Origin of the sequence: Limnobaculum xujianqingii, from assembly GCF_013394855.1 — a bacterium.
Lineage (GTDB): Bacteria > Pseudomonadota > Gammaproteobacteria > Enterobacterales > Enterobacteriaceae > Limnobaculum > Limnobaculum xujianqingii.
Map to the genome: position 1 here is coordinate 2,397,088 of NZ_JABMLK010000001.1, position 15,249 is coordinate 2,412,336.

Sequence of the window (15,249 nt, forward strand, 5' to 3'; positions counted from 1 at the left end):
ACTATGAGTTTACAATCTACTTTACCAACGGGTAAGCCTAAAACCTGGAAGGCACGATATACCATACTTTCGCTGATTTGGCTGGCCTGGCTGCTCTCTTTCCTTGACCGGATGGTGATGAGCGTTTCCTTGCCTTTTATTGGTCGTGATTTAGGGCTGGATACCACACAACAAGGTCTGATTATCAGTGCGTTCTTTATCGGCTATGCTTCCTTCCAAATTCCTGGCGGTTTTCTGGCAGATAAGTTTGGTGCCCGAAAAATCATGGCTATCGGTATTGCCTGGTGGTCAGTCTTCACCAGTATTACCGGAATGGTCTTCACCCTGCCGCTGATGTTAGCTGTGCGCTTCCTGTTTGGTATTGGTGAAGGTTGCTTCCCGGCAGCATCGTGGAAAATGATCTCAACCTATTTCCCATCCAAAGAGCGTGGTCGTGCAACAGCAATTCAGTCAACGGTTAATACCTTAGGGCCTGCTTTAGCTGTCGTCGTCGCTGCCAGTATTATTGGGGCGTTTGGCTGGCATATGGTGTTTATTGTGCTGGGTATTCCTGGCCTGTTTATTGCTGCCGGTATCTACTTCTTCACTCGTGATAATCCAAAAGATCACCCAAGTATCACTAAAGAAGATCTGGCTGAGCTGGAAGCTGACGGTACCGCCGCAGACATTACCAGCGCTCCGGTTCCGTTTAAAGAAGTGTTAAAAATGCCGGTGCTGTGGCAAATGGCAGCAATCTGGTTCCTGTTTGATATTACTTTCTGGGGTTTCTCCACCTGGTTACCCAGCTACCTAATCACTGTACGTGAATTCTCTCTGGCTAAAACTGGGGTAATGGCAGCCATTCCATTCCTGTTCGGTGCTGGTGGTACTCTGCTGGGTGGTTACTTCTCTGATAAATTTAAACCTCAGCGTAAAATGTTATATGTGCTAACGGCAATTATTGCAGCCGGTTTCCTGTATATGACATTTACCGTTGCCAGCGCCGATATGGCGGTGGTTTATCAGTGTATCTCTGCGCTGTTTATGTTCTTCGCCATGGCAATGTTCTGGGGCATCCTGATGGATACTATCCCGAACAAAATCATGGGGCGGGCATCAGGTATTGTTAACTTCGGTGGTCAGATGGCCGGTGTTGTCTCAGCGCCTATCATGGGCTGGCTGATTCACACCAGCGGCGGTAGTTATAACAGTGCTTTCATCTTTATGATTATTGCGTTGATTGCTTCGGCATTGGTTACCTTAACGGTTAATAATGCTCACTCTAACAAGACAGTAGAAAATCAGGCTTAACCCTACAGTTAAAAATAAAGCGGTTTTAGGCAATAGACTAAAACCGCTTTTATCAATTAATTGATATTACTAATTATTTAAATAATGGCAGTTAGGATTTATATAAATTAGCTGCTAGAAATTGGCTTATACTAAAAATTCAGAGGAAAAAAGCCATATTATTTGCATACAAAACGAACAACTCATCTATCGAAAACTTGCCCTGTCTTTTACTCGCTACTTCATTATCTCTTATCAACATTTCAGTATTTAAATCTGATTGTTTCAATTCAATGAATGGTAATCTCTGACATTCATTCTATATCTATTATATTTGCTATGAAAAATGGACTACACATTGATTAACACCTAAAACCAAAAGGGTTAATATCTATAAAAATAAACAATTAATATACATTTTAATTACTTTTATCATCCTGCATTGATAATTAAAAACATTGACAATAACTTAAATAAATCAAAAAAAAAACTCATTCAATTAAATTAAAATCACTATTAATTATAATAAATAATATCAATAATTATCTGAATAATATAATAAAAACCAATGAAATAATTTCAATTTAATTAACTTACAAACCAAAACCAACACTTTTAATTTTGTTAGTGATATAATTTTCGAAGCGAAGGAACTAGCTTAGATATTCACCGTAGCAATGGAGTCGCGGTTATGGAAAAAACCAAAATAGTAATCCCCAACAAATTTAAAAAAATATAATATTAATCAGCATATTATCCTCATTCTCAATTTTCTCTGCTCAAGCTGAAGATATCTACTGGACCAATGCCAGTGGAAATAATCAATTCTTTGACAATGGAAACTGGTCATCCACTGGTCTGCAAACAGGTACCGATGATAACTGGCATATTTCTGATTCCAGTGGTCAAACTGTTGAATTGGTGTCTGATGGGTCAAGTTACTTATACAACTATGGAACGCTGTTTATCGGCGATGGCGCCAATAATAACGCCCATTTAAAAGTCATTGATAGCGCAGGATATCGTTACTCACACTACCTCAAAGATATGGTTATCGGTGGTAATGGAGGTACAGGTCTGTTTGAGTACCAGCATGGTGCTATCACAGAATCCAGCCGTTTTGATCAGATGGATACTATCAATATTGGTTCCGGATTAAACAGTAACGGAACCATGTCGTTAACCGGCACAGGTAAAAATACTTCTGACCAAAACATGGGTAACTCCATCATTTATACCGAAAAACTTCATATCGGAACCGATGGTGGCACCGGTGAGCTAAATATTATTGGCAGTGCTGTTGAAGCCGATACCTTTAACTCTGCCGGTCATATTATCGCTTTCTCATTAGGAAGCGGTAGTGGCAGTCAGGGCACCATGAATGTACTGTCCGGCGGTAAAGCTACGATTTCAACCGGTATGGGTTATAGCGATAACCCACTATCAACCGCAGTGATTGGCCTGAATCAGGGTTCTGGTACTCTGAATATTGCCGGTTCTGCCACTAATAATGGTAAAACAACGCCAAGCCGAGCCGTTTTTGCGCACGGACTGGATGTTGGTAAAGGCGATGACAGTACCGGTATTGTTCGGGTTGAAGATGGGGCCCGTCTGATAACTATTGCCCCTGGCGGAGACGATGAGAATATCTCTGCCTTTATTGGTGTAGATGACGGTAAAGGCGCGGTGTTAGTTTCAGGTGAAAACAGCGTCTGGCACGTATCGGGGCATTCATCATTTTCCGGAGCACCTGGAGAAGTTGGTCATTTATCCGTGGGGGAAAGCGGTACCGGTGACCTCACTATCGCCAACGGCGGTAAGGTTTCACTGGGTGCGATTACCTATGTGAACACCTATGATGAAGATGAAGGTATGTCTTACTATGATTTAACTTTTAGTAATGATGTATCAGGCGATCTCTATTTAGGCCAGCAGGCCGGTAGCACAGGTAACCTAAACTTCGGTGCGGCTGAAGGTGAAACCGCTCAGGCGGTTGGCTCACTGGAAGTGAATCAAATCATCTTTGGTGCCGGTGATGGCTCAATGGTATTTAACCATACGGATAATTCCGGTCTTTATATCTTTGAAACTGAATTGGTTAGCAGTACTGAAGGTCAGGGCTCAATCAAGCAGGTAAACGGCGTTACCACCTTTGACAGCGATCGTAGCATCTTCACTGGTAAAACCTATGTGACGGGCGGTACGCTGGTAGCCAATAGTGTCTTGGGTGGCACTATGTTTGTCTCCAATGGCGGTACATTAGCCGGTATCGGCAATGTTGGTCATACCACCGTGGGTAACGGCGGTATCATTTCTCCGGGACAGTTTGGTTCCACCACGCCAGAAGTCCTTACCATTGATGGCGATCTGGTGATGGAAGCCGGTTCCACGTATATAACCAATCTCTCCACCGATATTGAGTCCTCTGGCACCAATGCTGAAGGTGATGTGGTTAATACCTACATCGCTGACGTGATTCAGGTTAACGGCAGTGCGACACTCAATGGTGCAGGAGTTATCGCCATGGCGGGTGGTGAACCGGTTCTGTACGTACCGGACAGCCGCTGGCGTATTCTTAGCGCTACCGGTGGCGTATCCGGTGCATTTGGTCCGCTGGAATCACGACCTTACGTCGATCTGGGCTATGAATATGATGCAGATAACGCTTATCTGGTTGTCACCCGTAACGAACAGGATATCTGTACTGATGATATGACCTCTAACCAATGTAACGTTGGCGGCAATGTTGATGAACAGGAAGACCAGGATAATGACATCAAGGAAGAGATTATTTCTCAACCTGATGCAGAATCCGCCAAAGATGCGCTAAACCAGCTTTCTGGTGAAATCCACGCCTCAGCCAAGAGTGCCTTGCTGGAAGATAGCCGTTTCCTGCGTGAAGCCATTAATAATCGCCTGTTAGATACCGCTGTTGGTACCGGAGCCTGGGGTCATATTTATACCTCATGGGGCACTTTCGACGCTTCAGATAGTTCAGCCCAAATGAAACGCAATATCGCCGGTGTTATTTTAGGGGTTGATAAATCTCTGAATGACAACTGGAAGATGGGTTTAGTAGGTGGTTATGGGAAAGCGGATATTAAAGTATCCGACCGCTCCTCTGGTGCCGATCGTTATGATTATCATGTGGGGGCTTATACCAAAGGTCAGTGGGGGAACTTTAATCTGCATACCGGTGTAGGTTACACCTGGCATGATTACACCACCGACCGTTATGTGAAGCTCCAGAAGTTACGTGACCATCTGGAAGCGGATTACAATGCCTCAACCACTCAGGTGTTCACTGAAGGCCGCTATCTGTTTGATATTGCCGAGAGCCTGACCGTTGAACCTTACGTAGGTGCGGCTTATGTCCATATCGATACCGATGGATTCACTGAACGGGGCGGTAAAGCTAAATTAACCAGCGCCAGCGATAATATGGATATGTTCTTTACTACAGTCGGCAGCCGTCTGACCAAACAATTCACACTGGAAAACGGTCAGACTGCTAAAATCTGGAGCAACCTTGGCTGGCGTCATGCTTATAATGATGTGACCTCAACCTCAACGCTGAATTTTAGCGATGCAAACAGCTTTAACGTGGTTGGCTCGTCGATCAGTCGGGATGCAGCTATATTTGAAGCAGGGACTGAAATCAGCGTTACACCTGATACCAATATCGGGGCTATGTATAATGGCCAGGTTGGTAATAACACTGAAGATCATGGAGCAAAAGTATATATAAACTGGCGCTTCTGATAGTGTTATTCTGAAAACCTCCCCAGTTGTACCTTTATACAACTGGGGAATTCTACATAATTAACAGCAATCAAGACGGGAGAAAAAATGGCTTCCAACAACCCCAATCTGGCAGGGATCCTGATTTATATTGAAACCAACGGATATTTGTTACGTAGTTTAACGCCCAATGATGTCACACCTGACTTTCTTAAATGGATGAACAGTCAGGATATGATGGAAGGGCTTAACCTCCCACCGCTGAACTTTACCCACCAGCAGTTAGCTGATTACACTAAACAGTTTGATAATCATCGTAATTACTTTATTGGTATCTTTGATAAGAAGAATGACTTATTAGTGGGCTTTTATACTATTGATGTCAACCTTAACCATAAAGTGGGCCATATTACCGCTGGTGTTGGGGCTCCCGGATATCCGGGCAAACCCGTACTTTGGGCAACCATTGATGCCTTATTGGATCACTTCTACCTTTATCGCGACCTGCATAAAATGGCGGCACGCATTCTGGCAAAAAATAAGCGCATGCTATTTTGCTTCGTTAAAAACCCACGCTTTAATCTGGAAGCCGTACTTAAAGAGGAGTGCCTTGCTCCTGACGGTGAGCGGGTTGATATCCTGATCTTCTCTTCATTACGACACAAATAGTAGCCACGCTTATGCCATCAGAATTAGTTGTTACACCAACACTTAACAGTATCCCAATCCGACACGGTGATTTTACTACTACCACGGAAGCACTGGCCTATGCAGCTGGTGGCGAAGCCGGATTCAACTTTTTTAATGTCTCCGGTGAGCTAACGGGCGTTCTGGATTATAAGCAAATGCAGGCCCAGTCCATGCGGGTAGCGCTACAGCTTAAACAACAGGGGTTCTCCCGTCATGACCGCCTGATTTTTATAGCGGAAACTACCCCTGACTTTTTGCTGCTGTTTTTTGCCTGCCAATATTTAGGGTTAATTCCCTGCCCGATAGCTTTTACTGTCAACCTCGGCGGTATGCCAGCCTATCTGGAGAAGCTAGACAGAATTATTGCTTCTTCTCAGGCTAAAGCCATTATCAGTTCACAAGCTATTGCCGATGCTATTAATAAATCAGTTTCCATCCCGACTCTGGTGTATAGCGAAATGGTTCATCAGGCGCAGAAGTTTCACCAACCGGAACTAGCGGAACTTTCTCCCTTTACTGCGGATGAACCTGCCTATATTCAGTTCTCTTCCGGTTCGACAACCCACCCGAAAGGCGTGCAAATAAGTCAGCGTGATTTACATACCAATATCTATGCAGTTTTACGCTATGGCATGAAGCTGCGTCCGGAAGACCGCTCATTTAACTGGCTGCCCTTCCATCACAACATGGGAATGATTGGCTTCCTTTTGGCCTCGGTATATGGGCAACGTACTGTCGATTGCCTGAGTGCAGAGAATTTTGTTCAAAACCCGCTGATTTGGCTGGAACTGATGTCGAAGTACAAAACGGCGATTACTTTTGCTCCGGTATTTGGCTATCAGTTCGCCATGAAAAAATATGCCGAAAGTGAAAATAAGCCATCTCTCGATCTCTCTTCACTGCGGGTAGCCGGTATTGGTGGCGATTTAATTAGCCCGGATATGCTGAAGATGTTTTCTGGCTGTTTTGCCAACAGCGGCTTTAACTATCAATCTTTCCTGCCAAGCTATGGACTTACAGAAACGACACTGGCCGTGACCACATCAGATGTGGATCAACCGCCGGTCATCGACACATTAACCAGCGAGCTGATTCAAAAACCTATTGTCTCTTGCGGTAAAGCACTACCGGGCTTTGAGGTTAAGATCATTGATGGCGCAACCCAAACCAAACTGCCAGAACGAGAAATTGGTCAAATTTGGGTAAAAGGCCCCAGTATTATTACTCGCTATATTGACGATCAGGCACCTATTGAGTCAGATGACCAAGGCTATATTTATACTGGCGATCTTGGTTATCTGTGGCAAGACCAGCTGTTTATCAGCGGTCGGGAAAAAGATGTGATCATTATTCGCGGCCGTAATATTTGGGCGCAGGATATAGAGTGGTCGCTGTTACAGGCCATGCCACAGATTGGCGTCAACAATATGGCTGCTATTGGTATCAACGAGCAACAAGAAGAGAGCATGGCAATTCTGTTTAGTGCCAGTGAAGAACTGGCGGCAGACCATACTCAGCTTCATCAACTGGCTACAGAGATCCAAAACCTGACGCGTAAAATTGCGGGCGTTCAGGCCAGAGTATTGTTTACCACCCGGACGTTACCGTTAACCTCTTCAGGAAAACTGGCCAGAGCACAGGCCAAAGAGGCGTATCTGTCTGGCAATATGGCTATTATCTACGATTCAGAGGGGCATATCTGAGATGAACTATCTACATAAGAGTAAAGAAATACTATCGGGCTGCCTGTCGATTCCAGTGGAGCAGATTCAGGATGACAACCTGATTGAGCAGTTAAAACCCACGCTGGACAGCGTAGATTTCGCCGGCATCATGATGCAAGTAGAGCGTTTTTTGAAAAAAGAAGTGCCCGTTGCAGAGTGGCTGGAATTAGCCTCGGTGAAAGATCTGGCGGATATTTTGGAAAGAAATCACACCAGTTAATCAGGTTGTAGCTAATCATTGAGCAAAAATAGCGCCAGAGTTGGCGCTATTTTTCTGTATACAGAAAAACGGCCAGCTTTCGCTGACCGTTATTATTAATAAATTACACCATTAATCATCAGAAGCTGTATTTAATACCAATCATTCCTTGTGTATCGGTGTAAGAGTTACTACCGAATTGCTGAGCAACGTTAACCCAACTGGTCAGATTATTATTCAGTTTACCTTCGATACCTACTTTCACTTCGCCGATATCTCTGGTGCCTTTCTGTTTATTTTTAGTGTCGTTCATCACAACGGCATAGTTGCTGGTGTTATGAATCCAGTTTGCCTCAATAAATGGTTCAAACTCACGGTTTTTGCCATCATCCAACTCGCTATGGCCATTCGCATAGAAGCGTGCACCAACGCGGGTTTGCACATTGGTATCGGTATCAAACTTCACTCGAGTACCGTTATCTTCAGTATGGTTGTCAGCAGTAACACCCATCCAAATCACCTGCGCTTTTGGCTGGAACCAATAACTGGCACGCTCACTTTCACCCAGTCTGAAGCTATATCCCCCCTCAATCGATGCGGTAATACCACGGGATTTATAGCTCTCTTTCTTCAGTTGTTCACCGTTTACTTCGTTATCAAACCAGTTATACAGCATCCAGGTATCAATATAAGTACCTGTCTTGTCTGCCTGATTGGCATACCAGGTTCCATACAGGCCTACGCTGTAGCCATCAACTTCACCTTTAGAAGAATATTTCATTACGTTAGAGGTAGTATGGCTGCTGTTACGAGCATAACCTGCCATCAATCCTACATGCCAACGATCCAAACCATCAGTGCTCCACTGAGCCAGGTCACCACCAATCTGCATGACATAACGATTACTGGTAGTTTTTAACTGGCCACTACCATCGTGGAAACGGTTATGCCCACCAACGTGACGCATCCACATACTGGTGACTTTTTTCTCACCGGTTAAAGCATCAGTGTATTGTGTTTCACCTAAACGATCGTGTAACCGAGTGATAAACATAGTGTTTGCTGCAGCCATGTTTGCCAGGTAGCTACCCGCTTCCGGACGATAAACCGGAGAGACTGGTTTTTCCTCTTCAGGGTCCGGGTCCGGAGTTGGTGTCGGTCCTGGTCCTGGATCAGGATCCGGGCCTGGTTCCGGTTCCGGCTCTGGCTCTGGTTCCGGCTCAGGTTCTGGCTCCGGATCAGGCGGTGGAGTGTAATCAGAAATCAGATACCAGTTTTTATCTTCTGCCCCAGCAATAGTGCTACCGGAACGGACAAAGTAGTCAAACGCACCAGCAACAATACGGCGGCTATTACCAAATGTACCCGCAGAAATACCATCAACGGTAACAATCTCAATGCCGTCCGGGGTCAGAGCGCCATTACCACCGATGTTAACGATCTGAACATCGGTATGACCTGCGGTATCACCTTTAACAATCAGTTTATCTGTTGGAGAAGTTTCGTCTTCCAATACGGTATTCAGCACCAAAATACCGTTGTTACTGGTGTAGTTACCGGCAACAATCAGGTTTTTAGTCACAAATGCGGTTGGGTCAGTCAAATCTGTAGGTTCAACATATTTCAGCGTTGCACCATCCAGAGTCAGATTGGACACCACAGAATCAGCGGTCATATTCCAGACGCTGTTAGCTCCGGAAATATTCAGATTTACCGTACCGTTGGTGGTGGTATTCGCTACACCGCTGGTGTCATATTCGTTAGAGTAGGTTGCGCCAGTGAAGTTACTGCCGTCGATCATGGTTAAATCGATTTCACCCGTTTTCTGAGCAAACAAATCGCCAGTTACAGTATAGATACCCGGAGCACTGCTTCTATCAGAATAGGTCGAACCAATAAAAGAATCGGTACCTGATGCATACATGGCATAACTACCAGCACCACTCACCGTAATCTCAGTATTACCGGTTAAATAGACCTGACCACCATCATAATCTCTTTGGTCGGTATAATTTGTACCAAGTGTTATGCACCAATTATCAGGACATTTTATAGTAGACCCGTTTTCAGTCGCTATACCATGCGCGCCAGTATTAGTAGTGGTTATCTTGGTACTGCCTAACTCAATAACCCCAGTTTTATTCGCATAAACAGCATGAGCATTTCTACCAACGGTACTAATCTCGCTATTGTCACCAACAATCACTTTGGCAGTCCCTACCAGTGGTAGGTTCGCCGTGTCCCTATCCCGGTTACCTGCATATACGGCATACCCCTGACCAGCGCTGAGGTTTGAACCAGTACCCAGTGTTTTAATCGTTGCGCCATCGGCAATGACGATTTTATTTCCTCTGCTATTCGCTGTTATATTTGCCCGAACGCCGATTCCACCCTTACTCTCAATGTAGGCACCCTCACCAGCGATATGGACATACCCTCCGGCATTATTCGAGTTGGCAACGTTAATACCATCACCAGAACTACCCTGGGATTTTATGGTCAATTTACCTAATATTGTAAAATCGTAATTCCCTTTATTAATGCGGATACCGTCAGCACCGCTACCGTTTGTCGTGATCAGGATATTATCCGCCGTCAGTGTTCCACTACTGTCAACGTAAATACCGAATCCACGAGGGCCTACACCACCAGCGGCAACGGCAGAACCCGTCGCATTGATTTCAACGTCAGCATATTGATTCAGAGTGGCATAATCCCCCCCCATAATCGATGCTACGGTACCTGATGAATTACCAACAACGGTACAGACTAAAGTACCGCCATTAGGGCTACAGTTAGCAGCAGAAGATGCTCCAGAAAAACCAGCTAAAAACAAAGCAGAACTTATGCACAGCGCTGTTTTTGACAGCTTTAATTCTTTTTTTCCTGTCCGGATAAAATTTTTCATTTCACCACCTTTTCCTTAAGAAACTTAGAGATACCAGTGTCCTGAATGCCAGAGTTACCGCTCATGCCAGCCTTTCGCAATTCACAATAATTCAGTTACTCAATCATCATTTATGTCATTAAATGGAAACTACGCTGTTGTAGTCTCTTAAAAAGGAATATTTGAATGCGTGTCTCATAAGCCATAATTTTCGAACTAATTTCTATGGATGCCACTGAAACAACACTTTGGAAGGAATTTGAGATGAATCTTTCAAGGTTTTCATATTCCTTCCGAAATCAAACTCGAAATGCATCAAATTTAATTTAAAATTCCGTTTTAAAACGCCATGAAAAACAGTGCAGCTATTAATGCTTATATTACTGCAAAAACAACGCTTTCAATACATTACATGACCAAATCGTATGAATTTAGTTTTTTATTCCAAAAATAATGTTTTTATTCAAAATAATAATCACATTGCACTAATAAAAACATTTAACATCAGGATTAAAACCCAATGAAATAATCGAAACCACAATGATATAGATAACAAACAAAAAGGTTGTTATTGAATAATTTAAAATAAAAAAATTGATATATGAAATTACACTTCAATTGCGTTTACTGACAGAGAAGAAATGAATTTTGAAATAATATACAATGCAAATCAATTTTGTGGCATGGAAGCATACTGAAAGCTTCGTCACTTTCTATAAAATTGATTTAATTAGAAATTATAGCTTTTTCACTACCTAATCCTGAACACATCTCAATCCGATGCTCTCTCAGAATCTCGCATTTCAGCAGAAACAAGCGCTTAACTCCAGGAATATAGCTTTGTACTAAAGCATCATCCCTAATCAATAAATACTCATCCCCACGGCAAACTTGTTGCTTACTGGCCGCATATCTAAGCATTTCCTCACTCACTGGTTTATTATTGATAATATTTTCGCCCTGATTTGTCACCAGAAACACTTTACAACCATTCACCATCCCCAGATAACCTTCATTCGCCACTGGTGTCATACGATAGTTAAACAGGTAAACCATGGCGGCAGCTAATGTGATTAATGAGATAAAAAACAGCAGATATATTTTTTTCTTATTTAACAATAAACTAGAGGAAATGAGTTTTTTGGGCGAGTTTGATACTGGCTCAGTTACAGATAGGGACGTGTTTCTCTCGCTAACATCGCTACTTTCATCAGCATCACCAACAGGTAAAGTTTCATCCAACCCCAGAGTGGCTGTGGCTGGTTCTTCTTCTCCCTCAGCCTCACGTAACACATCCAGCTTAATTTCTTTATTTAATACAAATCCCGTCTTAGGCACCGTTGAGATAAACTCATCATCAATACCTAACGTTTTGACTATTTTCCTGAGCTTACTAATGTTTTGATTTAAATTGTTATTTCCTGAAATCATGCCGTAGTCATCCCAGATGCGCTTAAATAGCACATCCCGACTGATTACTTCACCATGATTCTCTACGAACAACTGTAGCAGACGACAGGTTACGCTGGAGATAGCAATAACGTCATCGTCATTAAGATCCCCCAGGCTCAGTGTAGCTTCGTCCGGGTCGAATACAACAAGATCGTTAAATCGATATTTTATACCATGCACAATGGTTAGATCCCTTTATCCATTTTCCATTACAAAACAAATGCATTGCTAAAAATCAAAAAAATACTGATTAATAAATATTAAAAATAACACATAAGATATATACATCATCTCATAAAACACACTTTTACCAAAACAAATGCGTTTTTAATATTCATTTCACTGTAATTAAACACGTAATAAATTATTAATCACAATTTAATTACGTTATTAATATTAATCATCCTACCTATTTACCCCTTTGTTACGTCATTTATGTCGAACGACACAGTCCTTTCGTCACAAAAAACAAAAACATCATTAGTATCATGCAATTAAAGAGTCCCTCTATATGGCATGGAATATGCTTAAGGTATCTCATCCGTTAAAAGTATGACTATTTCATCTGTCAGACGACGATCTCAATACCGGAGGGATGGCTATGAACCGCTTTGTTATTGCGGAGCCAAAAGATTGCATCGGATGTAATACCTGTATGGCTGCCTGTAGTGAAGTGCATAAGGCAGCGGGTCTACAGTCACATCCCCGATTAACCGTAATGCGCGATGCCAGCAGCACAGCACCTATTCTGTGTCGACATTGTGAGGATGCGCCCTGTGCCCGGGTTTGCCCGGTTAAAGCAATTACTCATCAAGACAACGCCATTATGCTTAATGAAAGCTTATGTATTGGATGCAAGCTTTGTGCTATCGCCTGCCCGTTTGGGGCTATTACGCCAGATGGAAGTAAACCATTATCAGCTCCCGTCAACTATGAGCGCTTTTCACAGGCCGATGCTCATGCGCGTGAAGCACGAACGGCCCCTTACAATCAGGGACTCCACCCGATGCTCAGCTGGGCACCTGGCTTACGTCAGGTGGCGGTGAAATGTGATTTATGCACTTTCCTGCCCCACGGCCCCGAATGTGTTCGCGTTTGCCCTACCAAAACCCTGTTTTTAGTCGATGAAAATGCCATTGAGCAAGCCAGTGCCGCTAAGCGACTTGAAGCCATGGAAGTCTTTCATACCGACAATGCCTTCGGGGATAACCCTTCAGACCAACAGCGAGCGGGGAAAGAATAATGGGTAATCCTCTTCAATTACTGCTTATCTCCATCGTCATTTATGTGGTCGGAGCCATTTTGCCTCCGCTGGTTAGCCGTAGCGAACGACAGGTTATCAGGCTATCTGGTATCGCCAGTATGGTTGGCGGTATTTTTGGTTTGTTAGCTTCAGCGCCTGTTTTGATGGGTGCTGAAGTGATGACGTTTGCCACTGATGGCCCCTTCTCATTTGCCCATTTTATTGTGCGTCTGGATGGGCTAGCCGCTTTTATGGTGATGGTCATTTCTCTATTGGTGGTCGTCACCGCGTTGTACTCCCTCTCTTATGTTGAGGAGTACATTGGTAAAGGGGCCAGATATATGGGTTTGTTTATGAACCTGTTTATCGCCTCGATGGTGGCGCTGGTGGTAATGGATAACGCCTTCTATTTTCTGGTGTTCTTCGAGATGATGTCGCTGGCATCTTACTTTCTGGTGATTACCGAACAGGATGATGAAGCCGTCAGCGCCGGGTTGCTTTACTTTTTAATTGCCCACGCCGGTTCAGTGCTGATCATGATTGCCTTCTTTATTCTGTATAAAGAAAGCGGCAGCATGGACTTCGACAGTTTCCGTCAGGCAAGTTTGTCAGCCCCGGAGGCATCCGTCGTCTTCCTGCTGGCATTCTTTGGCTTTGGCGCTAAAGCCGGGATGATTCCATTACACGGCTGGCTACCCCGCGCTCACCCGGCAGCCCCTTCTCATGCATCCGCCCTGATGTCCGGCGTCATGGTTAAGATTGGTATCTTCGGCATTATTAAAGTCGGTATTGATATTCTCGGAGCCACCAGCGCCTGGTGGGGACTGGTGGTATTAGCCTTTGGTGCAGTCTCTGCAGTACTGGGGGTTATGTACGCCCTGGCTGAACACGACATTAAAAAGCTGTTGGCTTACCACACGGTAGAAAATATCGGCATTATCCTGATGGGCGTGGGAGTAGGCATGATTGGAATCGCCACTCAGCACCCGGTGCTGGCGGTGGTGGGGATTCTTGGCGGCTTGTACCATCTGCTTAACCATGCAGTATTTAAAGGATTGCTGTTTTTAGGTGCAGGGTCCGTGATGTATCGGGTTCACACCAAAGATATGGAACTGATGGGCGGTCTGGCTAAATTAATGCCTTACACCGCAATAACCTTCCTGATCGGCACCATGGCGATATCAGCCCTGCCGCCGCTAAATGGTTTTGTCAGCGAATGGTTTACCTATCAGGCTTTGTTCACCATGAGCCATGAAGGTTCATTTATCATGCGTATCGCTGGCCCTGTTGCCATCGTCATGCTGGCCATTACCGGTGCGCTGGCTGCGCTGTGTTTTGTGAAAGTGTACGGTATCAGCTTTGCCGGTGCGGCTCGCAGTGAAAAAGCGGCTAATGCCACTGAAGTTCCGCTACCGATGATTCTGGCAATGGTACTGCTGGCACTGCTCTGTATTGCGCTGGGTGTTGGAGCTCCACTGGTATCCCCGGTGATTGCTGATATTTCAGCCCAGCTAACCGGACAAGCAACCATGTCGGTTGCCAGCGGCTCGCTGGTCTTCCCGGGATCTTCACCACAAACCGTTCTCTCTACCCCATTAATCGCCCTGTTGCTGATTGGATTCCTGACTCTGCCGCTGCTGATTTATTCCATCTTCAAAAGTCAGCGTCTGCGTCATCGTCATGGCGGTAACCCCTGGGCCTGTGGATATGGCTATGATGGCCAGATGGCAGTGTCAGCCGGTGGTTTCACTCAGCCATTACGCACTATGTTTGCACCATTGTATCGCCTGCGCAAAACGCTGGACCCTTCTCCCGCTCTGTCACAGGCAATGCAATCCACTATTCGTGGTGCCACTCGGGCTGAGCCCTGGTGGGAAGAAAAGGTGGTACTCCCCATTGCCAGGGCGGTGCTGTGGTCCGGTAAACGCATTCAATGGTTGCAGCACGGTGACTTCCGGCTTTATTGCCTGTATGTGGTCATTGCGCTGACGGTCCTGATGCTGGTTACGGTGATGTAAGGAGCGAAACATGCCAATCACACTCT

General features: G+C 44.6%; 9 protein-coding genes. 7 read left to right on the forward strand and 2 right to left on the reverse strand.

Annotated features, from left to right (window positions below; translation table 11 throughout):
* Positions 1-3: 3 nt before the first annotated feature.
* The 5 genes from GOL65_RS10815 (at position 4) to GOL65_RS10835 (ending at position 7,644) form a co-directional block, all read left to right on the forward strand.
* Positions 4-1,290: an MFS transporter gene (locus GOL65_RS10815; protein ID WP_140921310.1), complete on the forward strand. Its 1,287-nt coding sequence runs from the start codon at positions 4-6 to the stop codon at positions 1,288-1,290.
* 900 nt (positions 1,291-2,190) lie between these two features.
* Positions 2,191-5,031: an autotransporter outer membrane beta-barrel domain-containing protein gene (locus GOL65_RS10820; RefSeq protein WP_179038313.1), complete on the forward strand. Its 2,841-nt coding sequence runs from the start codon at positions 2,191-2,193 to the stop codon at positions 5,029-5,031.
* Between the two features lie 87 nt (positions 5,032-5,118).
* Positions 5,119-5,679 carry a GNAT family N-acetyltransferase gene (locus tag GOL65_RS10825; protein ID WP_140921312.1) on the forward strand — a complete coding sequence of 187 codons (561 nt, stop codon included), beginning with the start codon at positions 5,119-5,121 and terminating at the stop codon, positions 5,677-5,679.
* 11 nt (positions 5,680-5,690) lie between these two features.
* Entirely contained in the window at positions 5,691-7,403 is a 1,713-nt protein-coding gene (locus GOL65_RS10830; RefSeq protein ID WP_140921313.1) for an AMP-binding protein, read from the forward strand.
* A gap of 1 nt (position 7,404) precedes the next feature.
* Complete coding sequence (locus tag GOL65_RS10835; RefSeq protein ID WP_140921314.1) at positions 7,405-7,644, forward strand: acyl carrier protein; 240 nt, start codon at positions 7,405-7,407, stop codon at positions 7,642-7,644.
* A gap of 118 nt (positions 7,645-7,762) precedes the next feature.
* Here GOL65_RS10835 and GOL65_RS10840 read toward each other — a convergent pair whose 3' ends face one another.
* Together GOL65_RS10840 and GOL65_RS10845 are read right to left on the reverse strand one after the other, a co-directional pair.
* Positions 7,763-10,531: an autotransporter outer membrane beta-barrel domain-containing protein gene (locus GOL65_RS10840; protein WP_140921315.1), complete on the reverse strand. Its 2,769-nt coding sequence runs from the start codon at positions 10,529-10,531 to the stop codon at positions 7,763-7,765.
* Between the two features lie 705 nt (positions 10,532-11,236).
* Entirely contained in the window at positions 11,237-12,142 is a 906-nt protein-coding gene (locus GOL65_RS10845) for a winged helix-turn-helix domain-containing protein (RefSeq protein ID WP_179038314.1), read from the reverse strand.
* A gap of 421 nt (positions 12,143-12,563) precedes the next feature.
* Between GOL65_RS10845 and GOL65_RS10850 the strand changes: the two genes are divergently transcribed.
* Together GOL65_RS10850 and hyfB are read left to right on the forward strand one after the other, a co-directional pair.
* Positions 12,564-13,205 (forward strand): 4Fe-4S dicluster domain-containing protein, encoded by a 642-nt coding sequence (locus GOL65_RS10850; RefSeq protein WP_140921317.1) that lies wholly within the window; start codon positions 12,564-12,566, stop codon positions 13,203-13,205.
* Positions 13,205-15,223 (forward strand): hydrogenase 4 subunit B, encoded by a 2,019-nt coding sequence (gene hyfB, locus GOL65_RS10855; RefSeq protein ID WP_140921318.1) that lies wholly within the window; start codon positions 13,205-13,207, stop codon positions 15,221-15,223. Before GOL65_RS10850 ends, hyfB begins: the two co-directional genes overlap by 1 nt.
* Positions 15,224-15,249: the final 26 nt, after the last annotated feature.

Coding starts and splice junctions, on each gene's coding strand:
- GOL65_RS10815 (WP_140921310.1), top strand. CDS start 4: ATGAGTTTACAATCTACTTTACCAACGGGTAAGCCTAAAACCTGGAAG.
- GOL65_RS10825 (WP_140921312.1), top strand. CDS start 5,119: ATGGCTTCCAACAACCCCAATCTGGCAGGGATCCTGATTTATATTGAA.
- GOL65_RS10830 (WP_140921313.1), top strand. CDS start 5,691: ATGCCATCAGAATTAGTTGTTACACCAACACTTAACAGTATCCCAATC.
- GOL65_RS10835 (WP_140921314.1), top strand. CDS start 7,405: ATGAACTATCTACATAAGAGTAAAGAAATACTATCGGGCTGCCTGTCG.
- GOL65_RS10840 (WP_140921315.1), bottom strand. CDS start 10,531: ATGAAAAATTTTATCCGGACAGGAAAAAAAGAATTAAAGCTGTCAAAA.
- GOL65_RS10850 (WP_140921317.1), top strand. CDS start 12,564: ATGAACCGCTTTGTTATTGCGGAGCCAAAAGATTGCATCGGATGTAAT.
- hyfB (WP_140921318.1), top strand. CDS start 13,205: ATGGGTAATCCTCTTCAATTACTGCTTATCTCCATCGTCATTTATGTG.